Genomic DNA, 24,197 nt, shown 5'->3' on the forward strand with positions numbered 1-24,197 from the left:
GCGAAAGGTGCACTACCGAAGTTCCTCGAAGCTCCAGCCAAGTCCACCCGAGTGGCGTAGGTGTATGGGAGCGTCCGGATTGCCTGTCAGAGGGAGCACCATGAAAGCACTGCGCCGAATCCTTGTCATCGCGTGTGTCATCGCCCTCGCGGCGTTCGGCGCCGCGGCGTGTGGCAAGAAGAGTGACGGTGGCGGCGGGGGTGGCGCCGGCGGTGAGATCAACGTCGCGCTGACCTCGTTTCCGGACTACGTCGACCCGCAGCTCTCCTACACGGTCGAGGGCTGGGAAGTTCTCTGGAACGTCTACACGCCGCTGCTCACCTACAAGCACGCCAAGGGCAAGGACGGCACCCAGTTGGTTCCCGCCCTGGCCGAAGGCATGCCCGACATCTCCCCGGACGGAAAGACCTACAAGCTCAAGCTGCGGCCGAACATGAAGTACTCGGACGGCACCCCGATCAAGGCGTCCGACTTCGCCTACGCAATCCAGCGGCTGTTCAAGACCGACTCCGGCGGCTCGGTGTTCTACGACAACATCGAGGGCGCTACCGACTATGCCGACGGCAAGGCGCAGAACATCAGCGGCATCAAGACCGACGACAACACCGGTGATATCTCCATCGCGCTGAAGGAGCCGAACGGCACCTTCGAAAACGTCCTCGGCTTGATGTTCGCCGCACCCGTGCCACCAAGCACCCGTCTGGACAAGGACTCGACCAACAAGCCGCCACCGGCCAGCGGTCCGTTCATGATCAGCTCGGTGAACGCGCCGCGCACGCTGACGATGGAGCGCAACCCCAACTTTCAAACGGTCAAGGACGCCGGGGCCAGCGAGGTACCCGACGCGAACGTCGACAAGATCATCGTCAACGAGAACAAGAACAACAGCGCGCAGGTGACCGACATCGAGCAGAACAAGGTCGACTTCATGGTCGATCCGCCGGTCGCCGACCGCCTGGCTGAGGTCAAGGCGAAGTACAGCGATCGGTTCCGGATGGAGGACTCGATCAACACCTACTACTTCTTCATGAACATGGAGAAGGCGCCGTTCAACGACATCAAGGTGCGTCAGGCCATCAACTACGCCATCGACCCCGAAGCACTCAACAGGATCTTCGGTGGCCGGCTGCATCCGTCGCAGCAGATCCTGCCTCCCGGCATGCCCGGCTACAAGGAGTACAAGCTCTACCCCGGACCGGACATGAACAAGGCGAAACAGCTGATCGCCGAGGCCAATCCGGCCGACAAGGACATCACCGTCTGGACGGACGACGAGCCCGACCGCAAGCGGATCGGTGAGTACTATCACGACCTGCTCACGCAGCTGGGCTTCAACGCCACACTGAAAGTCATTGCAGGAGACGTCTACTGGACGACCATCGGCAATCAGTCCACACCCGATGTCGACACCGGCTTCGCCGACTGGTTTCAGGACTTCCCGCACCCGGACGATTTCTTCCGTCCGCTGCTACATGGCGACAGCATCCTGCCGACTAACGGCAACAACTACTCGCGGGTCAACATCGGAGCCAACAACGCCAAGCAGGACGAGTTGTTGACGAAGCTGATCGGCGACGGCGGCGTTGAGGACCAGTACGCCGCGCTGGACAAGTCGTACATGGAGCAGGCCGTGTGGGCGCCGTACGGAAACGAGCAATTCACGACATTCCTGTCGGAGCGCATGGACTTCGACAAGTCCTATCACCATCTGCTCTTCAACCAGGACTACACCTCGCTCGCCATCAAGTAGCAGGCGATGGTTTCGCCGATCGACTCGCTTGAGGCACCAGGTGAGCCACCGATCCCGACAGGTGTGCCGGTCGCGCAGATCCAGGGGCGTAGCCCCTGGTATCTCGCCTGGCTGCGGTTGCGGCGCAACAAGGTTGCGTTGGTGTGCGCCGCACTGTTCGTCCTGATCGTTCTGTTCTGCCTTGCGGCGCCGCTGTGGGCCGAGCACGTGGCGCACACCGGGCCGAACGAGAACCACATCACCGATACGGTGATGATCAACGGGCAGGAGACCGACGTCGTCGCGCCCGACGGCACGCCCCTGGGGCCGGGACTGCACGGCAAGTTTCTTCTCGGCGCCGACCAGAACGGCCGAGATGTCATGGTGCGGTTGATGTATGGCGGCCGGACATCGATCTATGTCGGCCTTGCGGCGGCACTGGTGACGACGATCCTGGCCGTCATCGTCGCATTGTTGGCCGGCTACTATCGCGGCTGGATCGATGCGGTGCTGTCGCGGACCATGGACATCATCTGGGCCTTTCCGGTGCTGCTGCTCGGCATCGCACTGGGCACCACGCTGTCCATCGGAGGCCTGAAGGCCGGCCCGATCCAGATTGCGGGCGACTCACTCTGGATACCGATCCTGATCATCGGCCTGGTCTACGTCCCCTACGTGGCCAGGCCCATCCGCGGCGAAATTTTGGCGCTACGCGAAAAGGAGTTCATCGAGGCTGCCGTCGCTCAAGGCAAGGGGCCGTTGCGGATCATGTTCTCGGAGCTGATGCCCAACATCGTGTCCACCGTCGTCGTCTTCTTCACACTGAACATCGCCAATAACATGCTGCTGGAGTCGGCGCTGTCGTTCCTGGGTGCAGGCGTGCGACCACCCAACGCATCGTGGGGCAGCATGATCTCCGACGGCTATCAGGTTATCTTCACGGCGCCGCACCTCACCGTCGTGCCCGGCTTGATGATCGTGGCAACGGTGCTGTCACTCAACGTGTTCGGAGACGGTCTGCGCGACGCCATGGATCCGCGCGCGAAGATCCGGCTGGAGCACTGAGAAGATGGCACGTTTCGTCGCCAGACGGCTGCTGGGGATGGTCGCGGTGCTGTTCGCCATCTCCGTGATCGTGTTCTTGATCTTCAACGTGATCCCCAACTCGGACCCCGCCGCCAGGATCGCGGGCAAGAATGCCGACCCCGCGTTGATCGCCCGCGTCAACGCCGACCTCGGTCTCGACAAGCCGCTGCCGGTGCAGTACCTGACGATGATGAAGCAGATCTTCACCGGCCAGCTCACGTCATATGCCAAGGACCGCAACGTCGTCCAGCAGATCTGGGAGGGTGTTCCTGCCACGTTCTCGCTGTGCATCGGCGCGGCCGTGCTGTGGATGTCGCTGGCGATTCTGTTCGGCTATCTGAGCGCGGTACACGCGGGCAGGTTCGCCGACCGCACGCTGACGATCCTTTCCCTCGTCGGCATCTCGATGCCGGTCTTCTGGCTGGCGGCGATGCTGCTGTACTTCCTGAGCTTCAAGGTGGAACTTTTTCCGACGGGCAGTTATGTGCCGTTGACGGAGAATCCGGGTGACTGGGCGTATCACCTGATACTGCCGTGGTTCACGTTGGCTGTGCTGTTCGTCGGCATCTACAGCCGCGTGCTGCGATCCAACATGCTCGATGCGATGAACGAGGACTACGTGCGCACGGCACGGGCCAAGGGGCTGTCCGAGCGTCAGGTGCGGATCCGCCACGTGCTTCGCAACTCGATGATCCCGATCATCACCCTGTTCGGACTCGACTTCGGCATGGTGGTGGGCGGCGGCGCGATTCTCACCGAGACGGTGTACAACCTCGACGGTGTGGGTCTGTATGCCGGAGAGGCGATTCGGTCGTTGGATTTGCCCCCGCTGATGGCAGTGGTGATGTTCGGCGCCTTCTTCATCGTGTTCTTCAACACGATCGTCGACATCCTCTACGCGGTGCTGGATCCCCGCATCCGACTTGGATAGGCGGCGCCGGCATGAGCGCAATCATGACAGTCGAGGACCTTCGGGTCAGCTTCGCCACCGAAGACGGTGTGGTCAAGGCCGTCGACGGCGTCTCCTTCGACTTGGCAGCGGGCGAGGTGCTGGCGATCGTCGGCGAATCCGGTTGCGGCAAAAGCGTGACCGCCCAGACGTTGACGGGTCTGACCCGGGCCTCGAACGCGAGGATCACCGGCTCGGTAAAGTATCGCGGCCGAGAGATCAACGGGCTCACCGATAATCAGTTGCGGGACGTGCGCGGTGAGCAGATTGCGATGGTCTTCCAGGACCCGATGTGCGCGCTGAACCCGGTCTATCGCGTCGGCGATCAGATCACCGAGATGATCCGGGCACACCGCGACGTCTCCAAGAAGGAAGCCAAGGCCAAGGCGATCGAGCTGCTGCGGTCGGTCGGCATCCCCAACCCGGACCGGCGAGTACGGCTCTACCCCCACGAGTTCTCCGGCGGTATGCGCCAGCGGGTGATGATCGCCATGGCACTGGCGCTCGAGCCCGACGTGCTGATCGCCGACGAGCCGACCACCGCGCTCGACGTGACGATCCAGGCGCAGATCCTGCAGCTGATCGACCGCCTCAATCGCGAGCGCGACCTTGCAGTCATCATCATCACCCACGACCTCGGCGTGGTCGCCGAGATCGCCGACCGGGTTCTGGTGATGTACGCGGGCCAGGTCGTCGAGGACGCCACGCTCGACGAAATCTTCTACGAGCCCAAGCATCCCTACACGTGGGGACTGCTCGGTTCGCTCGCGCGGCTCGACCAGCCACGGACAACCAGGCTCACGCAGATCCCCGGAGCGCCACCATCCCTGCTGGCGCCACCGTCGGGCTGCCGATTCGCCCCGCGCTGCTCACATGTCTTCGACAAGTGCACCGAACTGCCCCCGCTCGAGGCGCGCACCGGCGGAGCGCATCTCGACCGGTGCTGGCTCGACCCCGATGTCAAGGCGCACCGTGGCAGCGATCGCGTGGCCCACCATGGCTGAGGGCGACCTGCTTCTGGAGGTGACCGACCTCGTCAAGCACTTCCCGATCAAGTCGGGAGTCGTGGTCGACCGCGAAGTCGCCAGGGTCCGGGCGGTCGACGGTGTCAGCTTCACCCTGCGAGAAGGCGAAACCCTGGGCCTGGTGGGCGAATCGGGATGCGGGAAGTCGACGTTGTGCCGCGCGATCCTGCAACTGACCACCCCGACGTCCGGGTCGGTCCGGTTCGCCGGCGAGGAGCTTGTCGGCCGCTCGCGCCGCGAATTGCGCCCGATGCGCCGCCAGATGCAGATGATCTTCCAGGACCCGTTCGCCTCGCTCAATCCGCGCAAGCGGGTCGGCCAGATCATCGGCGATCCACTCGAGCTGCACGGGATCGCGCGCGGAGCCGAGCTGAAACGGCGCGTGCAAGACCTGCTGGACCGCGTCGGTCTGCAGGCCGAGCACTACAACCGGTTTCCGCACGAGTTCTCCGGCGGACAGCGCCAACGCATCGGCATTGCCCGCGCACTTGCTTTGCGGCCCAAGCTGATCGTGGCCGACGAGCCCGTTTCCGCCCTCGACGTCTCCGTCCAGGCGCAGATCATCAACCTGCTCGAGGACGTGCAGGAGGAGTTCGGCCTTTCCTATCTGTTCGTCGCCCACGATCTCGGCGTCGTCCGTCATGTATCCGATCGAATCGCGGTCATGTATCTGGGCAAGATCGTTGAAGACTCCGGCGCAGACGAGCTCTACGACAAACCGATCCACCCGTACACCAACGCGCTGTTGTCCGCGGTGCCGATTCCCGATCCCAAGCAGAACTTCGCGCGCGAACGCCTGGTGCTCGAGGGCGACGTGCCCAGTCCTATCGATCCGCCCCCCGGCTGCCGCTTCCACACGCGGTGCCCGTGGTCGACCGAGGTCTGCACGTCAGACGAGCCTGCACTCCTCGACCATCGTCCACAACACCTTGCCGCCTGCCACCATCCGCAGAACGTCTAGGGGCACGCGGCGGGGCCCCTGTTCGCGGCGATGTGGGGCGTCCCGGCAGGCAGGAACACCGTCTGGCCGGCGGAATAGGCCGTCGGAGCGCAGTTGGCGGCGGTCTGGACGAACACGGTGCCTTCGGTGATCACCGACTGTTCGGGTCCAGGGTGGGCGTGCCAGCCGCTGCTTGCGCCGGGCCGCAGAACCAGGCTCTGTACGTAGAACGCGGTCTCCTCGCCGTTGGTGACGATCGAGATCGGTGTATCGGTTGTGCCCTTGGCCAGATCGGTGCGTTGGACGTCGCCTTCGGCCGGGGTGGCCGACGCGGAGCCGGCGAGAGTCAGTGCGGCACCTGTAGCGCCCGCGACTGTGACCATGCGCGCGTATTTCAGCATGCGCAAATGCTACGAAAGGCGGCTATTCGGTGTCGCCCGCGGAATCGCCGGAATCGCCGGAGACGTCAGGCGACGCGTCCAGCACACTGACGGCGATGCCGTACGGGAGGAAACGCACCTTCCGCGTGGCATCGGTGTTGTTCTTGTTCGCCCGTAACGCGTCGAGTTCTGAGGCGTACACCTCTTCGACATGCGCCTTGCCCTCGTCGTCGACGGTGTAGATGGACCACACCCCATCGCCGGTCTCGCCGGTGGTTTCCGGCTCGTGGCGCTGGCGGCGGGAGAACTCGTCGAAGATGACACCCAAACCGGCACGTTCGCCGGTCATGTCGAAGAGCTTCCCGACCGCGTCGCGCAGTCCCTCTCCGGCCTCACGAATCACTCGATCGAAGTCGTCCGGGTCGAAGCCGAACGGACCATTGCTGCTCATCCATCCAGTGTGCCACTACCCCCAGGGACTCTGCGGATACACAGGCTGCTGGTACACCGGCGGCTGGTACGGCGCCTGGGGAGGGGGCCCCTGGTTGGGGACCTGAATCGGCACCGGCACCGGCACGAACGGCACCGTGATGTAGCTCGTCGTCATCGACGGAGTTGTGCTCGTGGTCGTGGTAGTTGTCGTCGTGGTCGTTGTGGTCGGCGACGTCGTGGTTGTGGTCGGTGACGTCGTGGTCGGCGTCGTGGTGGTCGTTCTCGTGGTGGTGACCTGCTCCGTCGTCGGCGTCCACGTCGGTGTCGGCGGCGGAGGCGCCTCGCTGGTGATCGTCACCTCGGACGGCGGTGCCGGCGGCGGGGGCGGTGGCTCCGGCGGTGGGGGGCTCTCCTGCTTCGGCGGCGACGGCGGCTCGGGTTCGCGCTGCTTGGGTGGTTGCGGCTTCGGCGCCTCGCTGGCCTTGGTGCCTTCCGTCGCACTGGTCAGGGCGTAAGCCACGCCGCCGACCGTGATGATCGCGATGACAGCGGCGACACCGATCGCCAGCGCCGTCAGCCGGTGCCACGGCCGCCGCGGCTCCTGGTAGATCCTGCCCGTCGTCGGTACATACTCCAGCACCGGTCTGACATCGGATTGTGGTGTCTCATAGGGGTTTTCACCGGTATACGGAACAAGATCGTCGCCGATCTCCTCCTGCGACCAGGCAAGCGCGCGGAACGTCGCCGAACCAGGTGAGTCGGGTCCTGGTCCGTCATAGACGGGCTCGGCCGCCGTTGCATCGGTGGCGGCTGCGGCGGCACCCGTCGGGGCGTCCGCGTCGATCGCGGTCGCTGCATTGGCTCCGGTGGGGGCTTCGGCATCGGCCCCGAAGGCGGCGAACAGCGCAGCGCCGACGGCGCCGTTGAGGGCGGGCTGCGGTGTGGTCACCACCGGAAGCCGGGTGTGCTCCGAAAGCCGCTGAGCGACAAGGGGAATGCCCGCTCCGCCACCGACGATCGCAAGGGCGGCCAGGCCGGTCGGTGAGGTGCCGCTGCGCTCCGTCAACTCGTCAAGTGCAGCAACGACGCCGTCCAGCGGCCGCCGGACCAGATCCTCCAGTTCGTCCCGGGTGATCCGGATATCGGCTCGATAGCCCTGGATATCGAGGACGAGTTGGGTCGCCGTATCGGCGGAAAGCCGCTCCTTGGCGCGCCTGCACTCCTCGCGCAGCTTGGTCAGCGACTCGACCGCCGTGGTTCCGGCGGGGTCGACCTCGTCGGCGAGGTTCTCCAGGACGTGGGCCAGCAACGCCTGGTCGATCAGGTCGCCGGAGAAGTCCGGGTAGCGAACGGTTTCGCCGGAGGGTTCGAACCCGGCCGTAGCGTCGGCGAGTGTGAGGCTGGTGCCGCTTCCGCCGAAGTCCAGCAGCGCGACCATGCCGTCCGCGGCGATCCCCGGGTTGGCCTTCAGCGCGGTCAGTGCGGCGACGGCGTCGGAGACCACCCGAACCGGCTGGGTGGTCTGCGACAACGTCTTGCTGTTGCCCAGTGCGCCGCGGAATGCCCAGATCGTCGTCGCGTTCCAGTGCGCGGGCACCGCGATCGCGACGTCGGACGACGGCCCACCGCCCAGTTCGACCATGGCGTCGAGCGCTTCGACCAGCAGTTGTTCGGCCAGGTAGCTCGTCCCGTCGGGCGTCACCAGCGGCACCCGGTCCCCGACCCGCTCGACGAAGCCGGTGATCGTGCCGCCGGATTGCCCGAGGGTCAGCATCGAGCGGCGCGTCACAGGTTGATTGCCGACACGCGCCGCGACCAGGTTTGTTGTCCCGACCGACAACCCCAGGGGGTCGCTCATAACGGCCCACACGATAGCTGCGTTGAGTGCCGATACCGTTCAGACACTCCGCGAGCAGGCCGTTTGAACGGTGTTCCGCCACCATGCTTTTGAGCGGTCGCGTTTCGTCGCCCCCTCGCCGGGTAATGCGTGCTCCATGACTTCGTTGTGGCTGGCCAACCGAGCAAATCAACCATCACCTCCCAATCCGATGCTGGAGACCGACCGCCACGCCGACGTGGCGGTGGTCGGTGCGGGAATCACCGGCCTGGTGACGGCCGTGCTGTTGGCCAGGGCGGGCAAAAACGTGATCGTGCTCGAAGCGCATTCGGCCGGCGCGGGCACCACGGGCAACACCACCGCGAAGATCAGCCTGCTGCAGGGCACCAAGCTGTCGAAGATCGTCGGCAAGCACGGCCCCAAACGCGCCCAGCAGTATGTCGAAGGCAATCGCGAGGGCCGGCAGTGGCTGATCGGGCACTGCGAGGCGCACGGCATCTCGGTGCAGCGCGAGGACGCCTTCACTTACGCGCAGTCCGAAGAAGGTGTTCCGTCGGCGAAGGGTGAGCTCGAGGCGTGCAAAGCAGCCGGGCTCGAGGCGGAGTGGGTCGACGAAGCCGACGTCCCGTTCCCGTTTCACGGCGGCGTTCGCCTCGCCGGGCAGGCCCAGTTCGATCCGATGCCGTTTTTGGACAGCCTCATCGTGGAGCTCGAAGAGCGGGGTGGCCGTCTCGCGCAAGGCGTTCGCGTGCAGAAGGTTTCGGGCGAAGGCGACGAGTTGGCGCTGCACGTGCGCACGACCGATGCCGACGAGTTCACCGTCAAGGCGAAGCAGTGTGTGCTCGCCACCGGTATTCCGATCCTCGACCGTGGCGGGTTCTTCGCGCGCCTCAAGCCGCAGCGGTCCTACTGCATGGCGTACCGGGTACCGGGTGACATCACCAGCGGCATGTACATCTCGACGGACTCCCCCACTCGTTCTGTGCGCTACGCGCCGACCGAGGACGGCCAGCGTTTGATCGTCGGCGGCGCCGGACATCCGGTGGGACATGCGAAACATCCGGCGTCGTCGGTGCAGGAACTCGACGCATGGGCGAAGTTGCACTACCCCGGTGCGATGCAGACGCATTACTGGTCTGCGCAAGACTATTCGCCGATCGACGAGCTGCCCTACGTCGGACCGATACTGCCCGGAAACGACAAGATCTTCGTCGCGACGGGTTTCGACAAGTGGGGCATGACGAACGGGACAGCTGCGGCGTTGGCGTTGGCCAGCCGAATCCTCGGCGGCCGAATGGATTGGGCCGAGTCGTTCGCCAGTTGGAGTCCTCACGAGCTGTCCGGAATCCCGAAAGCCATGCAGCTCAACGCCGAAGTCGGCCTCTACCTTGCACGTGGTTGGATCACCCCGGTGACACGGATCGGCGATCGCACGCCCGACGACGGCGGCGTCGTCAGCGGCCCTCCGTGGCAGCTCGAGGGTCGCAGCGTGGTGGACGGCGTGGAGCGCCGGGTTTCACCGGTGTGCCCGCACCTCGGCGGCATTGTGAACTGGAACGACGCCGACGAATCCTGGGAGTGCCCACTTCATGGTTCGAGATTCGCACCAGACGGCAAGCTGCTGGAAGGTCCTGCGACCAGGGATCTCACCGCAGCTCAGTAGTATCCCCCCGCATGGGCGATATCGACGACATCAAGCGGGTCAAGTACCGGTACCTGCGGGCGCTGGACACCAAACACTGGGACGACTTCGCGGACACGCTGACCGCGGACATCGCCGGTGACTACGGCAGCTCGGTCGGTGAGGAACACCATTTCACCGACCGTGACACGCTGGTCGAGTTCATGCGCACATCCATGCCCGCAAGCGTGCTCACCGAACACCGGGTGACGCATCCCGAGATCGACGTCGATGGCGACGAAGCCACCGGCACGTGGTACCTGCAGGACCGGGTGATCGTTGCCGACTTCAACTTCATGCTCTACGGCGCCGCGTTCTACCACGACCGCTATCGACGCACCCCCGACGGTTGGCGCATCTCCGCGACCGGATACCAGCGCACTTATGAGGTGAACATGTCCACCGAGGCGATCACCAACTTTAAGGTGAAACCCGGTGAGGCGCTGAATATTTGAGTTACTGGGTGACGGCGATCAGAGCGCCCGGCTGCAGCCAGCGGATGATCTCGACAAGGGTGCCGTCATCGAGGGCGACGCAGCCGGCGGTCGGTCCGCCGTCGGTGGCGTGCAGGAAGAAGGCACCGCCGTTACCGGGCACCCGTTGCTTGTTGACGCCCATCACCACCGCATGCACGTACTGGGGAATCTCGAGGTTTTCAGTGCCGCTGGCCCGATCGGTGCGAAACGGGCACTTCGACTTCTCACACACCTGCATGGTGTTGTAGGTCGGGCTCTTCATATCGCCGTCCCACCAATGGTCGGGCCCGACCTGCACGTACTGCAGGCCGCCGCCGGGGTTGGGTGCCGTGCCGAAGGCGAAGTCGAGGCTGAAGACTCCCATCGGCGTTTTGGCTTGGCCGTCATGGGTTTCCGGGGCCATCCCGTTCTCACCGACGAACGCGGGGATGCCAGTCCTGACCGCCTGCCAGCCGGCCGTGGTGCGCTGAAAGACGTCGATTTTCGCTGACGAACCACCCGTTCCGACAACGGAAATGACCTGGGTCGCGTTACCGACGTTCGGGGCGAACCACGGCGTGTAATCGGCCTGACCCACCGGCGCAGCAATCATGGCCAGTACGAATGGCAGCAGCAGAACCAGCCATCGGCGCACGCGCTCATGGTTGCACACGATCAGGCGCCGGTTGGGCGGCTCGCCCGCTGGGTAAGTTTGCGTCATGCGATTCCGTCGAAAGCCACAGGGTCTGCGCGGTCTGACCGAGATCGGTCAGGGTCTGGGCACCCTTGATCGCGAGGTCTTCGAGGCCGTCGCGGAATCGCCGAGCCCTCTTCTTGACGCCACCATGCCGCGGTTGAGCTGGGCCGCGGATCGCTCCAAACTGTGGTTCGTCATCGCCGCCGGGCTGATCGCGTCGCGACACAAGGCGTCCGCCCGAGGTGCGATCCGCGGAGTCATGAGCCTGGCCATCACCAGCGCCTTCACCAACCAGTTCGCCAAGCGCGTCTGGAAGCGGGCACGGCCCAACCGAACGTTGGTGCCCCTGGCCCGGCAGAGCCGACGCTTCCCGACGTCGAACTCGCTGCCGTCCGGTCACTCGGCGAGCGCGGCGGCGTTCGCGGTCGGAGTGGGGCTCGAGAACCCGCCCGTCGGTTTGGGCCTTGCGCTGCTCGCCGGCCTGGTCGGCCTGTCGCGCGTCGTCGTCGGAGCCCACTATCCCGGTGACGTGTTCGCGGGCTTCGGGATCGGGGCGGGCATCGCAGTGCTTGGCGGGCGGATCGTGCCGCCGATCACGCCGACGAAGATTCCCACCGCCGATCCACTGCGGGTCCCCACGCTGCCGCGACCCGACGGCGCGGGCGTCGTGCTGGTGATCAACCCTGCGTCGGGAAGCGGGACGGGAGCCCGCGTCGTCGACGGAGTGCGAGAAGCGCTGCCCAGAGCCGAAATCGTCGAGCTCGGCGACGACGACGACATCGAGGAGGCGTTGCGCGACGCGGCCAAGCGCACCGAGGTCCTCGCCGTCGGCGGCGGCGACGGCACTGTGTCGTGCGCGGCGGGCATCGCCGTCGAGCACGACATTCCGCTCGCAGTCTTCCCCGGCGGCACCTTCAACCACTTCGCCAAGGACATCGGTTGCGACAGTGTGGCCAAGACGGTCGGGGCGATTCAACGCGGCGACATTTCCTGCGTCGATCTCGTCTGCCTCAACGACGAACACATCGTCGTCAACACGGCCAGCATCGGCGCCTATCCACGGTTCGTGCAGACACGCGAAAAGCTGGAACACAAAATCGGCAAGCCACTCGCAGGCCTGTACGCGATGTTCCACACCCTGCGCCGCGACCAGCCGGTGAGGATCTCCTACGACAACAAGACGTTGCAGACATCGCTGTTCTTTCTGGGCAATTCGACGTATCTGCCGTCGGGCTTCGCGCCGTCACGACGCACGAGGATGGACGACGGCCTGATGGACGTCCGCATTCTCGAAACCGGCCGCCGGTTCAGCAGGCTGCGCATCGTCAGCTCGCTGGCGCTTGGGCGGCTGACCCGCAGCCCGCTCTACCACGAGATGCGGGTGCCCGAATTCGCCTTCACCGCCGTGGACGGGTGCACCGAGCTCGCGCATGACGGCGAGATCGGCACCGAATGCGGTGAGGCGCGGTTCAGGGTGAACTACCGGGCGCTACCGGTTTTTCGTCCGCTGCCCTGATCGGCACGGCGGGCGGCACCACCAACAGGCATACGACGAACCAGGCGTAACCGAGAGCCCATCCGGCCAACACGTCGGACGGGTGGTGCACGTTGAGCGCCACCCGCCCGAAGCCGATCGTGAGCACGATGATCACGCCGAGAACGACCAGCCAGGCTCGCAGCGGTCCGGGCACGATGGGCACCAGGAGGGTCAGCAATGCGAGCACGCCCACCATCACGCCGAGGGCATGTCCCGATGGGAACGACGTCGACAGCGCGTTCACCAGAGCCCCTTCGGGTCGCGCACGATTTGCCACCGCTTTGGTCGCCTCGGTGATCAAGCCGCTGAGCTCGACCGAAATCACCAGGAACATCGCCGTCCGTACGTTGCGCCGGGCCAGGGCGACGACGATCACGACCAAGGCGACCAGGCGAAACGCGGTCGGCCCCAACACAAGGCAGAACCAGTCCCAGAACACCACCCAGCCGGGGTGGGAGATGGCGAAGTCAAGCAGGGGGTCGAGGGCAGACCGGTCCATGGTGTCGATCCATTGCCACTGCGCCGTGACGCCGAACCACAGCAACAAGTAGAGGCCGAGGGCTGACGCGGCCAGGCCGACCAACCACCATTTCCGCGTCGTCACGGGTTCCACGCTACGGTGCCCTCATGGCCGTGTTTCTGCGCAAGCTGCTCCGCATCGGAGGTTTGCCCGAGGACCTCCGGACACAAGCCGAAGCCGAGGGCGTCATCTATCTGGCCGAGTTCCTCCCGGTCACCAGGCGATTCAGTGGATCTGTGCCGGGCAAGAGGGCCAATACCAACATCTCGAGCTATGTCGGCTCGCTGGTGATCACCTCGCAGCGCGTCCTCGGCACGCTGTCGTCGGTACCCAAGCTCGCGGGCCGCACCATCGACCAACGGTGGGACGCCGCCCAGGACGGGCCGGTCACGGCAGACATCTCCGACGCCGGGGTGCACATCGAGGTCGACATCGGACAGGTCGACCCGAAGTTCGACGGTCATCTGTCGCTGGACTACAAGACCTCGATCCCCGAAGACGTCCTGATCCGCTTGCCCCGCAGGTCGCTGGCGTTCGAAGGACCGCCCGAGTACGTCCTTCGGGCGGTCGGCGTCCCCGCAAGAGGCTGAGCGAGAAGGGCGGCGGCTGATGTTCTCGGAGACGCGCTACGCGATGAACGGGGACCTGCGCGTCGCCTACCGCGCTTCCCATGAAGGTCCTCGGGACATCGTGTTCGTTCCGAACTGGTTCACAAATTGTGAAGACCTCCCGGATCTGCCGCCTTTTCAGGGTTGGGTCGAGGCGGTGACGACGCTTGGCCGATTGATCTTCTTCGACCAGCCGGGCACAGGAGCGTCCGACCCCATCACACCGGGGGCACTGCCCACGTTGGAGCAATGGGCGGACAGCATCACGGTGGTGCTCGACGATCTGGGGAGTCGCGAAGCGGTCCTCCTCACCAGCGTCGGCAGTTTGGCGACGGGCGCATTGTTCGCGGGAACACATCCGTCCCGTACCACGGCGCTGATCGTGCTCGAGGGCAACGCCTACGCGCGTGCCGAACGTTCCGATGGGCTCACGTCGGATAACTTCTTTGCCGCGTTCGTTTCCATGTGGGGCACAGGCAAGTTCCAGCACCTCTTGAATCCGGAGATGCCGTGGAACGAGGAAATCCGGGCCCGGTGGGCGCGGCATGAACGGCTGGCAGCGAGCCCAGGAACCGTTGCTCTTATGTTGCCTCTCTTGGCCGAATTGGACGTGAGTGCAGTGCTTCCCACCGTGCGCGTGCCGACCCTCGTTGTCCAGCACGCCGACGACTTGTTGATCCCACCCGAGTGGGGCAGGTACATCGCTGACCACATACCCGGCGCGAAGTACGTCGAGCTCCCGGGCCGGAACATGTATCACTTCGTTGAACCAGGATGGCGCTCCTCGTTCCGTGAGATTTCCGAGTTCCTCACCGGGCAGCGGGCCGAGGTGGCCGACGATCGGGTTCTCGCCACGGTGCTCTTTACCGACATCGTGGACTCGACGCGCCGCGCGGCGGAGATCGGCGACCGGGAATGGCACGCGTTGCTCGACGCGCACGATTCCGTCGTGCGGGCGCAACTGTCGCGGTTTCGGGGCCGCGAAGTGAACACCTCGGGCGACGGCTTCCTCGCGATGTTCGACGGCCCGCAGCGTGCGATCCGCTGCGCCATGGCGATCCGCGACGCCGTGCAAGGCCTTGGTATCGAGGTGCGCGTGGGTTTGCATACGGGCGAGTGCGAGGTTCGCGGCGACGACATCGGTGGGATTGCCGTGCACATCGGTGCGCGGGTGAGCGCGCTGGCAGGACCGAACGACGTGCTCGTCTCGCGCACGCTGCGCGACCTGGTGATCGGGTCAGGAATCGAATTTGAAGACCGGGGTGCTCACCAGCTCAAGGGCGTGCCGGGCGAATGGCACATATCCGCCGTCGCCTCTCCCTAGCGTTGCGTGTTATCAACCCGCAACTGTGGATAACTAGCTCTCGCTGAGCCAAACGGTTGCCGAATGGCCCGTTGACCTGTTCGGTGTAGCGACGGCATGGGAAAGGATGCGCAGTGACCGACCCGAACAAGGACAACGTGCTGATCGTTCATTGGCACGACCTCGGGCGATACCTCGGTGCCTACGGCCATCCCGACGTCGACAGCCCCCGCCTCGACCAACTCGCCGCAGAGGGCGTCCTCTTCACCCGCGCGCACGCCACGGCGCCGCTCTGCTCACCATCGCGGGGTTCGCTGTTCACCGGCCGTTACCCGCAGAACAACGGGCTGGTGGGGTTGGCTCATCACGGCTGGGAGTACCGGGCAGACGTCCGCACGTTACCGCAGATCCTGTCGGAGAACGGTTGGCATACAGCCCTTTTCGGTATGCAGCACGAGACTTCGTATCCGGCCCGGCTTGGCTTCGACGAATACGACGTGTCCAACTCGTTCTGCGAGTATGTGGTGGAGCGCTCCGTCGAGTGGCTCGCCAATCCTCCCAGCGAGCCGTTCCTGTTGACTGCCGGCTTCTTCGAGACCCACCGCCCGTATCCGGCTGACCGGTATCAGCCAGCCGACCGGACCACGGTGGCGGTACCCGACTATCTACCGGAGACCGAGGAGGTTCGTCAGGACCTGGCCGAGTTCTACGGCTCGATCACGGTCGCCGATGCCGCCGTCGGGCAGTTGCTCGACGCGCTGGCAGTTACCGGCATCGACCAGTCCACCTGGGTGGTCTTCATGACCGACCACGGCCCAGCGTTGCCGCGCGCGAAGTCGACGCTGTACGACGCGGGCACCGGCATAGCGGTCATCGTCCGGCCGCCGCTGCGGACCGGCCGATCGCCGCACGTCTACGACGACCTCTTCAGCGGGGTGGACCTGGTCCCGACGCTGCTCGAGCTGCTCGGGGTGCAGGCGCCTGCCGAGGTCGACGGGATCTCCCATGCAGCTGCGCTGCGTTCCGCCTCCCGCAACGGCAGGCCAGCACGGTCGGAGGTCTACACGACGAAGACGTACCACGATTCCTTCGACCCGATCCGGGCGATCCGGACCAAGGAATACAGCTACATCGAGAACTACGCGTCCCGGCCCCTGCTCGACCTGCCGTGGGACATCGCAGACAGTGCACCCGGTATGGCCGTCGCGGAATCCGTCGGCAGTCCGCGCCCGGATCGCGAACTCTACGACCTGCTCGACGACCCGACCGAATCGCGAAATCTGCTCGGCCCTGACGCGACGGACAAAGCGGAGGCGATATCGAACGAGCTCGCGTTGCTGCTGAACGACTGGCGACTGAAGACCAACGACGTCATCCCGTCGGAGTTCGCGGGGACTCGAATCTCTGAACGCTACACCGAGACCTACCAACGCATCCACGGCCGGGCGTTGACAAGCCGGTCCGCCATCGCCGCGGAGCGCGGTATCGAAGACGAACACAGTTAGGTTCGCGCAATGACATTTTCGGCGTATCTGGTACTGGCGTCGCAACGCAGCGGCAGCACGCTGCTCGTCGAATCTCTTCGGAGCACAGGCGTTGCCGGTGAACCGGGCGAGTTCTTCCAGTACCTGCCGTCCACCAGCCAGTCGCCGCAGCCGAGGCAGTGGTTCGAGGGCGTCGAAGACGAATCGATCCTGCGCCTGCTCGACCCTCTTGACGAAGGAAAGCCCGACCTCGCCACGCCGGAGATCTGGCGTGACTACATCCGCACGGTGGGACGCACGCCGAACGGAATCTGGGGCGGCAAGCTGATGTGGAATCAGACGCCGTTGCTGCTCGAGCGCGCGGATGGGCTGCCGGACCGGTCAGGCGGTGGCTTGTTGTCGGCGATCCGGGACGTCATCGGCACCGACCCGTACTTGATTTACGTGCACCGTCCCGACGTCGTTTCGCAGGCGGTGTCGTTCTGGCGGGCGGTGCAGACGCGGGTCTGGCGCGGCCGGCCGGATCCGAGACGGGACTCCGCGGCCGAGTACCACGCAGGCGCCATCGCCCACGTCGTCGGCATGCTGCGGGCACAGGAGGACGGCTGGCGGACCTGGTTCGCCGAAGAGAACATCTCGCCGTTGGACGTGCCGTATCCCGTGCTGTGGCGCAACCTCACCCAGATCGTCGGCACCGTCCTCGATGCGCTGGGGCAGGACCCGCAGCTGGCGCCGTCCCCGGTCTTGGAGCGGCAGGCCGATCAACGCTCCGACGAATGGGTAGATCGATACCGATCAGATGCCGAGAAGGAGGGTCTGCCCACATGACCGCAAGCGCCGCCGACTACGACACCCTGCACGTCGACGAACTGCGGCTGCTGGAAGCCGAAGCGGTGCACATCATCCGTGAGGTGGTCGCCGAACTGGAGCGGCCAGTGCTGCTGTTCTCCGCAGGCAAGGATTCCATTGTGCTTCTGCGCTTGGCGGAGAAGGCGTTTCGGCCCAACCCCCTGCCTTTCCCGGTGATGCACGTCGACACCGGGCACAATTTCGATGAGGTGATCCAGTTCCGGGACCGCAGGGTCACCGGGGAGGGTCACAAGCTGATCGTCGCGTCGGTCCAGGAGTCCATCGACAACGGCCGGGTGCCCGATCCCGGTCCAGGGGCGTCGCGGAACCGGCAACAGACCCGCACGCTGTTGGATGCGTTGGAGGCAGGCGGATTCGACGCGGCATTCGGCGGCGCCCGCCGCGACGAGGAACGCGCCCGCGCCAAGGAACGCATCCTCAGCTTCCGTGACGAATTCGGCCAATGGGACCCACGCGCGCAGCGCCCCGAGCCGTGGTCGCTGTACAACGGCCGGATCAAGAAGGGCGAACAGGTCAGGGTGTTCCCGCTGAGCAACTGGACCGAGCTGGACGTCTGGCGCTACATCGAGCTGGAGAACCTCGAGCTGCCGCCGATCTACTTCGCCCACCAGCGGGAGGTATTCGAACGCGACGGCATTCTGCTCGCGGTGTCCGAGTATGCCGGCCCGTCCGACGGTGAGACCGCATCGGTGGAATGGGTCCGCTACCGCACCGTCGGCGACCTGACCATCACCGGCGCCGTGCGTTCGAGAGCCACCGACATCGAGCGGGTCATCCAGGAGATCTCCGCAGCAACCGTTTCCGAACGCGGGGAGACCCGCGCCGACGACCGCACCTCGGCCGCCGCCATGGAGGACCGCAAGCGTGAGGGGTACTTCTGATGACCCGCCAGTTGTTGCGCATCACCACCGCCGGCTCTGTGGATGACGGCAAGAGCACACTTATCGGCCGCCTGCTGCACGATACCGACAGCCTGCCGACCGACCATCTGGAAGCCGTCACCGACGAAGAGGGTGTCGCCGACCTCGCCGCGCTGTCGGACGGCCTTCGCGCCGAGCGCGAGCAGGGCATCACGATCGACGTGGCGTACCGGTTCTTCTCGACCGAAGCGCGCAGCTACATCCTCGCCGACACACCTGGCCATGAGCGCTACACCCGCAACATGTTCACCGGAGCATCGAACGCTCACGTCGCGGTCCTGCTCGTCGATGCCAGCGCTGGTGTATTGCGGCAGACCCGCCGTCACGCCAGGATCGCAAAACTGTTGGGCATCAAGCACTTCGTCGCCGCGGTGAACAAGTTCGACCTGGTCGATTTCGACCGCGAGCGCTACAAAGAGGTGGAGGACGAACTCCATCAGGTCGCGGCCCGACTCGGTGGCATCGACGTGACAGTCATCCCGATCGCGGCCAAACAGGGCGACAACGTGGTGCACCGGTCCGACCGAACGCCGTGGTACGAGGGACCGACCCTGCTCGAGTACCTGGAAAACGTCGAGCTGACTGCACCGCAACCGGAACCGGCCAGGCTGAGGCTGCCGGTGCAATGGGTGTCCAGACCGTCCGCAGAGCAGCGCCGCCGCTACACCGGCAGGTTGTCCGGCGGGACGCTACAGGTCGGCGACGCCGTCATCAGCCTTCCTGCGGGCACCCGGTCGACCGTCACCGCCATCGACACCCTCGATGATTCCCGCGCGACGGCCGTTGCGCCGCTTTCGGTTTCGATCGAGCTGGCCGACGACATCGACGTCGGTCGCGGCGACGTGTTCGTCAGTGCCGATGACGGCGCGATCCTTCCTGTCCAGGCCCGCGAGCTGGACGCGACCGTCTGCTGGTTCGCCGACAGCCCGTTGCGTGCGGGCGACCGGGTCGCGCTCAAGCAGGGCACCCGCACGGTGCGGGCCACCGTGCAGGCGCTGCACTCGCGGATCGATCCCGAGACGCTCGACGACCTGGACAACCCAGTTGAGTTGGTGCTCAACGACATCGGCTCGGTGACGTTGCGGACGAGTTCTGTCGTGGTGGCGGACCCCTACATCAACGACCGCGACAGCGGAGCGTTCATCCTCATCGACGAGACCTCCAACGACACGGTCGGCGCGGGCACCATCACCGAACCGCGCGAGGTGAAGCCGGGTGTGCAGACCAGGAACGACATCCGCTGGCATCCCTCGTCGCTTGACCGTGACCATCGGTGGAACGCCACGGGTCAACGCGGCGCCACGATCTGGTTCACCGGACTGCCCGCCTCCGGCAAGTCGACACTCGCGGTCGCCGTCGAGCGGGCGCTCGTCGAGGCGGGCGATGTCGCCTATCTTCTGGACGGTGACAACATTCGTCACGGGCTATCCGACGACCTCGGCTTCTCGGCGGGTGATCGCGCCGAGAACATCCGTCGGGTGGGCCATCTCACCCGCTTGTTCGCCGATGCCGGCGTCGTCGCATTGGCTTCGCTGGTGTCACCGCTGAAATCCGACAGGGAGATCGCCCGAGCCCTCAACGACGCGGCGAAGCTTCCGTTCATCGAGGTGTACGTATCCACATCGTTGGCCGAGTGTGAGCGCCGCGATCCCAAGCGCCTCTACGCGCGGGCGCGGTCCGGTGAGCTCGCGGGGCTGACCGGCGTCGATGCGCCTTATGAGGCACCCGAGAACGCCGATCTTGTGCTCGACACCACCGGCGCCGACATCGATGACCTCGCGGCCCAGGTGATCGAGCTGCTCAACCAGCGCCGCTAGTCGACCCGTGCCACCACGAAGATCCGGCGGAACGGGTAGAACGTCCGACCGTCGGGCCGACGTGGATAGATTTCGTCCAGTATCGGAATGAGCTGCTGGCGGAACTGGTGCCAGGATTCCTCCGACAACCGCTCGATCACCGGCCGCAGCGCGGTGCCCGACATCCATTCCAGCACTGCGTGATCGCCGGTCAGCTCGTGGATGTACACGGTCTCCCAGGCATCCACCCGGCAGCCCGCATCGGTCATTATGCCGGCGTACTCAGCGGCCGGGCTGACCCTGTCTCTTTCTGGAAAGGGCATGTCCCGCAACCTGTTTGCAAACGGCTCGCGACGTGCCACGGTCCGAACGGCCTCATGTGACGGTGTGTTGAAGCTGCCCGGCATCTGTACCGCGATCCACGAGCCGCTCGGCAGCTCGCCTGCCCAGCGCATCAGCAGTTCGACGTGCTCGGGCACCCAGTGCAGCGTCGCGTTGCTCACCACCACGTCGGTGTCGGGCCTGGGTTCCCACGACCGGACATCCCCGACCTGCGCGTCCACCCCGCGCTCCCTGGCGGACTCGACCATTTCCGGCGAGCTGTCCCACGCCTCGATGACCGCGTCGGGCCAGCGCTGCGCCAAGGTAGCGGTGAGATTGCCTGGGCCGCAACCGAGGTCGACGACCCGACGCGGATTCTCGGCGCCGACCCGCGACGTCAGATCGAAGAAGGGTCTGCCGCGGTGGTCGGCGAACGTGAGGTAGACGTCGGGATTCCACATGGCTGACAGTGTCGCACTGCGCCGTTCACAGCCGGTTTGCAGCGGGCGACCAGCCGGACCGCCAGCAAAGCACGGCACGGTGTTCTCCCATGACCACCGCTGCCGGAAGGCGCACGCACATGGTGCTTGCCGCGCTGATCGCAGCGGCTGCGGCGCTGTACCTGCTGAACTTGTCGGCGACGGGCTACGGCAACCTGTTCTACGCCGCGGCGGCGGAGGCGGGTTCGCACAGTTGGTCGGCGTGGTTCTTCGGATCGCTCGACGCGAACAACTTCATCACTGTCGACAAGCCGCCTGCCTCGCTGTGGATCACCGGGCTGTCCGTTCGGTTGTTCGGCATGAACAGCTGGTCGGTACTGGCCCCCCAGGCGCTGATGGGTGCGGCGTCGGTCGCGGTGCTGTACTCAACGGTTCGCCGAGCGTTCGCCGACGCAGGCGCGGGATCGATGGCCGGTCTGCTTGCAGGTGCCGCGCTGGCATGCACGCCGGGAGCGGCGCTGATCTTCCGCTTCAACAACCCCGACGCGCTGCTGGTACTGGTGCTGACGATCGCCGGTTACTGCGTGATCCGCGCCGTCGAGTCGGCGTCGTGGCGCTGGCTCGCACTGGCCGGCATCGCAATGGGCGCGGCATTTCTCACCAAGATGCTTGCGGGCTTCCTTCCGTTGCCGGCCTACGCCGTCACCTACCTGTTGTTGGCGCCGACGACCTGGCGCAGGCGGTTGCTGCATCTGCTCGGTGCCACTGCCGCACTGATCGCCGCAGCTGGCTGGTGGGTGTTGGCGGTCCAGCTCGTCCCGGCGAATGCGCGGCCCTACGTCGGCGGGTCGACTGACAACACCGTGCTGCAGCTGGCGCTCGGCTACAACGGCATGACCCGCATCCTGGGCCTGAACAGAAACCAGTCGGCGGGTTCCGCGTCGCCCGCCTTCGGTCAGGGCTGGTCGAAACTGGGCGGAGCAGCGGGGCCGCGCAGGCTGTTCACCGCCGAGATGGCCAACGAGATCTCCTGGCTGCTGCCTGCTGCGCTGGTGGCCATCGCCTTCGGCGGGTACCTGCTCATGCGCGGCAGGCTCGACCGCGGCGAAAAGGCCGCGCTGACGATGTTCGCCGGCTGGCTCCTGGTGAGTGCGCTGGTGTTCAGCTACATGAGCGGCATGGTGCACCCGTACTACACGGTCGCGATGGCACCCGCGGTGGCGGGTCTCGTCGCCGTGGGCACGTTGTGGGCATGGCGGGAGCGCGCCGGCTGGGACGGTCGCATCACGATGGCCGCCATGATCCTTGTCACCGCGATATGGTCGGGAGTCCTTCTGCGCCGCAACACCTTTGGCCCGGCCCGGCTGCCGTGGGTGATCCTTGCCGTCGCGGCCGCTGCGGCGGTGTGCGTGATCGCCGTCGGCGCACGCCGATTGTCGGCGACGGCGGTCGTCGTCGGGATGCTGGCCGCGATGGGTGGGCCGAGCGCCTTCTCGATCGCCACCGCGGCCACACCACACCAGGGGTCCATCCCGGCGGCACTGAAGAAGGGCATGATCCAGCTCGGCAACTGGACCGGTGACGAGAGTAGTGATTCAGACCTCGCCGGCATGTTGGCCGCTACGCACACCCAATGGTCAGCGGCGACGAACGGCTCTCAATCAGCTGCTGCGCTCGAGGTCTCCTCAGGCACCGCCGTGATGGCGATCGGCGGGTGGAGCGGCGATCCCGTACCCACCCTGGAATCGTTCATCGACGACGTGCAGGCAGGCAGGATCGCCTACTACGTCGTGGCGGGACGAGGACGGCCCGCCGAGTTGCCGAACCACGGCGAGGTCGTCTACGGGCACAGCCGCAGCGCCGCACACACGCGCGAGATCGCCGACTGGGTTGCCAACCACTACCAGCCGACCGTCATCGGCGAATCGACGGTCTACCGGCTCACGTAGCCGTGCGCTGGATACGATCTGGCCGTGCCCAGTTCACAGCCGCCCAGCGACGCGCCGGTCGACCCTCCCATTCCGGCCCCCGATGTTCCCGGCGCCGACGCAGGATCGCGTGGTCTGCCGCGGCGGGTGGACCTCACGCTGCGCCAACGGTTGATCGTCGACTCCTCGGCGATCGCCGATCTCGGCCTGCGCACCGCACTGGCGTCGGTGGTCGGTGCGGCGATGCTGCCGCAGGTGGCCCTTGCCGCTCTCAACCGCTCGGGCGCAAGGCAGCAGCAGCGCGATGCACTGGAGTTCTACGCCGAACTCGGCGCCAAGAAAGACAGGGAACTTTCGTTTCCCGCCCCGACTGAAGTGCCACGGATCTCGTCGCGCCCCGCCAACCCCGTCGCGGAGTGGATGGCCAACGGCCGGGTGCACAACATCCGTTTCAACAGCAGCTTCGAGGCCGTCAACCCGGCGTCGCGTGACCGGTGTGGATCCTATGAGCGCAACAACGTCGTGCATGCCCAGCACTGGCGCCACGACGACGGGCCCCACCCCACGCTGTGCGTCATCCACGGATTCATGGGCTCGGCATACATGTTCAACGGACTGTTCTTCTCGCTGCCGTGGTTCTACCGGTCCGGCTACGACATCCTGCTGTACACAATGCCGTTCCACGGCCGTCGCGCCGAAAAGTATTCGCCCTACAGCGGTTACGGCTTGTTTGCGAATGGCTTTGCGGGTTTCGCCGAAGCGATGGCTCAGGCGGTGTTCGACTTCCGCTCACTGCTCGACTATCTGGAGTTCACCGGTGTCGACCGGGTGGCGCTGACCGGAATGTCGTTGGGCGGTTACACCTCTGCGTTGATCGCATGCGCCGACGACCGCATCCAGGCGGTCATCCCCAATGTTCCGGTCGTCATGCCGGAGAAGCTGGTCGACGAGTGGTGGCCGGCCAATATGCTGGTCGCGCTCGGCGATCGGGTCAGCGGGACCGACGACGATCTGTCGACGGCCGCAGCGATGTTCCACTCGCCGTTGAACTATCCCGCTTTAGTGCCGAAAGACCGGCGGCTGATCATCGCCGGTCTGGGCGACCGCCTTGCCCCGCCACAGCAGGCGGAAGCCCTGTGGGAGCACTGGGACCACTGTGCATTCCACTGGTTCCCCGGCAATCACATCCTGCACGTCAGCCAACCGGATTACCTGCGCAGGATGACCCGATTCATGCGCGACTTCATGTTCGACTAGGC

Annotated in this window: 22 protein-coding genes; 16 read left to right on the forward strand and 6 right to left on the reverse strand. The window is 65.6% G+C overall.

Features of this window, described 5'->3' with window-relative positions; translation table 11 throughout:
* Positions 1–100 precede the first annotated feature (100 nt).
* Genes QOJ24_RS14135 through QOJ24_RS14155 form a run of 5 tightly spaced genes read left to right on the forward strand, consistent with a single transcriptional unit; the run spans position 101 to position 5,750 of the window.
* Positions 101–1,750, forward strand: coding sequence for an ABC transporter substrate-binding protein (locus QOJ24_RS14135; RefSeq protein ID WP_526262166.1), 1,650 nt, complete (start codon positions 101–103; stop codon positions 1,748–1,750).
* A 6-nt stretch (positions 1,751–1,756) separates the two neighbouring features.
* A complete protein-coding gene (locus tag QOJ24_RS14140) occupies positions 1,757–2,794 on the forward strand; it encodes an ABC transporter permease (RefSeq protein WP_526262168.1) in 1,038 nt (345 codons plus the stop codon).
* A gap of 4 nt (positions 2,795–2,798) precedes the next feature.
* A complete protein-coding gene (locus QOJ24_RS14145) occupies positions 2,799–3,746 on the forward strand; it encodes an ABC transporter permease (RefSeq protein ID WP_526262170.1) in 948 nt (315 codons plus the stop codon).
* Between the two features lie 11 nt (positions 3,747–3,757).
* The gene (locus QOJ24_RS14150) at positions 3,758–4,768 is read left to right on the forward strand and encodes an ABC transporter ATP-binding protein (RefSeq protein ID WP_526262172.1); all 1,011 of its coding nucleotides are present in this window, start codon (positions 3,758–3,760) and stop codon (positions 4,766–4,768) included.
* Positions 4,761–5,750, forward strand: a complete 990-nt coding sequence (locus QOJ24_RS14155; protein ID WP_526262379.1) for an ABC transporter ATP-binding protein — start codon at positions 4,761–4,763, stop codon at positions 5,748–5,750. Before QOJ24_RS14150 ends, QOJ24_RS14155 begins: the two co-directional genes overlap by 8 nt.
* Here QOJ24_RS14155 and QOJ24_RS14160 read toward each other — a convergent pair.
* Genes QOJ24_RS14160 through QOJ24_RS14170 form a run of 3 tightly spaced genes read right to left on the reverse strand, consistent with a single transcriptional unit; the run spans position 5,747 to position 8,399 of the window.
* Positions 5,747–6,130 (reverse strand): cupin domain-containing protein, encoded by a 384-nt coding sequence (locus QOJ24_RS14160; protein WP_526262174.1) that lies wholly within the window; start codon positions 6,128–6,130, stop codon positions 5,747–5,749. The genes QOJ24_RS14155 and QOJ24_RS14160 overlap by 4 nt on opposite strands.
* 22 nt (positions 6,131–6,152) lie before the next feature.
* Positions 6,153–6,560 (reverse strand): Rv0313 family protein, encoded by a 408-nt coding sequence (locus tag QOJ24_RS14165; protein WP_526262176.1) that lies wholly within the window; start codon positions 6,558–6,560, stop codon positions 6,153–6,155.
* Between the two features lie 15 nt (positions 6,561–6,575).
* Positions 6,576–8,399 (reverse strand): Hsp70 family protein, encoded by a 1,824-nt coding sequence (locus QOJ24_RS14170; protein ID WP_526262178.1) that lies wholly within the window; start codon positions 8,397–8,399, stop codon positions 6,576–6,578.
* A 136-nt stretch (positions 8,400–8,535) separates the two neighbouring features.
* On the opposite strand from QOJ24_RS14170, the gene QOJ24_RS14175 reads away from it, so the two are divergent.
* Both QOJ24_RS14175 and QOJ24_RS14180 read left to right on the forward strand, forming a co-directional pair.
* Complete coding sequence (locus QOJ24_RS14175) at positions 8,536–10,041, forward strand: FAD-dependent oxidoreductase (RefSeq protein ID WP_526262180.1); 1,506 nt, start codon at positions 8,536–8,538, stop codon at positions 10,039–10,041.
* Positions 10,042–10,052: 11 nt separating this feature from the next.
* Entirely contained in the window at positions 10,053–10,514 is a 462-nt protein-coding gene (locus QOJ24_RS14180) for a nuclear transport factor 2 family protein (protein WP_526262182.1), read from the forward strand.
* A 1-nt stretch (position 10,515) separates the two neighbouring features.
* On the opposite strand, the gene QOJ24_RS14185 is transcribed toward QOJ24_RS14180, so the two are convergent.
* The gene (locus tag QOJ24_RS14185; protein ID WP_526262381.1) at positions 10,516–11,169 is read right to left on the reverse strand and encodes a L,D-transpeptidase family protein; all 654 of its coding nucleotides are present in this window, start codon (positions 11,167–11,169) and stop codon (positions 10,516–10,518) included.
* 64 nt (positions 11,170–11,233) lie between these two features.
* Here QOJ24_RS14185 and QOJ24_RS14190 point away from each other — a divergent pair, with 64 nt between their 5' ends.
* Positions 11,234–12,727 (forward strand): bifunctional phosphatase PAP2/diacylglycerol kinase family protein, encoded by a 1,494-nt coding sequence (locus QOJ24_RS14190; protein ID WP_526262184.1) that lies wholly within the window; start codon positions 11,234–11,236, stop codon positions 12,725–12,727.
* On the opposite strand, the gene QOJ24_RS14195 is transcribed toward QOJ24_RS14190, so the two are convergent.
* Positions 12,681–13,352 (reverse strand): phosphatase PAP2 family protein, encoded by a 672-nt coding sequence (locus tag QOJ24_RS14195; RefSeq protein ID WP_526262186.1) that lies wholly within the window; start codon positions 13,350–13,352, stop codon positions 12,681–12,683. The two genes, QOJ24_RS14190 and QOJ24_RS14195, sit on opposite strands and share 47 nt — an antisense overlap.
* 23 nt (positions 13,353–13,375) lie before the next feature.
* Between QOJ24_RS14195 and QOJ24_RS14200 the strand changes: the two genes are divergently transcribed.
* The 6 genes from QOJ24_RS14200 (at position 13,376) to cysN (ending at position 20,270) form a co-directional block, all read left to right on the forward strand.
* Positions 13,376–13,858: a hypothetical protein gene (locus tag QOJ24_RS14200; protein ID WP_526262188.1), complete on the forward strand. Its 483-nt coding sequence runs from the start codon at positions 13,376–13,378 to the stop codon at positions 13,856–13,858.
* A 19-nt stretch (positions 13,859–13,877) separates the two neighbouring features.
* Positions 13,878–15,200, forward strand: coding sequence for an adenylate/guanylate cyclase domain-containing protein (locus QOJ24_RS14205; protein ID WP_526262190.1), 1,323 nt, complete (start codon positions 13,878–13,880; stop codon positions 15,198–15,200).
* Between the two features lie 113 nt (positions 15,201–15,313).
* Positions 15,314–16,684 (forward strand): sulfatase family protein, encoded by a 1,371-nt coding sequence (locus QOJ24_RS14210; RefSeq protein ID WP_526262192.1) that lies wholly within the window; start codon positions 15,314–15,316, stop codon positions 16,682–16,684.
* A gap of 9 nt (positions 16,685–16,693) precedes the next feature.
* Complete coding sequence (gene stf0, locus QOJ24_RS14215; RefSeq protein ID WP_526262193.1) at positions 16,694–17,491, forward strand: trehalose 2-sulfotransferase; 798 nt, start codon at positions 16,694–16,696, stop codon at positions 17,489–17,491.
* Positions 17,488–18,414, forward strand: coding sequence for a sulfate adenylyltransferase subunit CysD (gene cysD / locus QOJ24_RS14220; protein ID WP_526262195.1), 927 nt, complete (start codon positions 17,488–17,490; stop codon positions 18,412–18,414). Before stf0 ends, cysD begins: the two co-directional genes overlap by 4 nt.
* Complete coding sequence (cysN, locus tag QOJ24_RS14225) at positions 18,414–20,270, forward strand: sulfate adenylyltransferase subunit CysN (protein ID WP_526262197.1); 1,857 nt, start codon at positions 18,414–18,416, stop codon at positions 20,268–20,270. The genes cysD and cysN overlap by 1 nt, the downstream gene beginning before the upstream one ends.
* On the opposite strand, the gene QOJ24_RS14230 is transcribed toward cysN, so the two are convergent.
* Positions 20,267–21,031 carry a trans-aconitate 2-methyltransferase gene (locus QOJ24_RS14230; protein WP_526262199.1) on the reverse strand — a complete coding sequence of 255 codons (765 nt, stop codon included), beginning with the start codon at positions 21,029–21,031 and terminating at the stop codon, positions 20,267–20,269. The two genes, cysN and QOJ24_RS14230, sit on opposite strands and share 4 nt — an antisense overlap.
* Positions 21,032–21,120: 89 nt before the next feature.
* On the opposite strand from QOJ24_RS14230, the gene QOJ24_RS14235 reads away from it, so the two are divergent.
* Both QOJ24_RS14235 and QOJ24_RS14240 read left to right on the forward strand, forming a co-directional pair.
* Positions 21,121–22,959 (forward strand): ArnT family glycosyltransferase, encoded by a 1,839-nt coding sequence (locus QOJ24_RS14235; protein WP_526262201.1) that lies wholly within the window; start codon positions 21,121–21,123, stop codon positions 22,957–22,959.
* Positions 22,960–22,983: 24 nt separating this feature from the next.
* A complete protein-coding gene (locus QOJ24_RS14240; protein WP_526262203.1) occupies positions 22,984–24,195 on the forward strand; it encodes an alpha/beta hydrolase family protein in 1,212 nt (403 codons plus the stop codon).
* Positions 24,196–24,197 lie beyond the last annotated feature (2 nt).

Origin of the sequence: Mycobacterium sp., from assembly GCF_032159775.1 — a bacterium.
Classification (GTDB): domain Bacteria; phylum Actinomycetota; class Actinomycetes; order Mycobacteriales; family Mycobacteriaceae; genus Mycobacterium.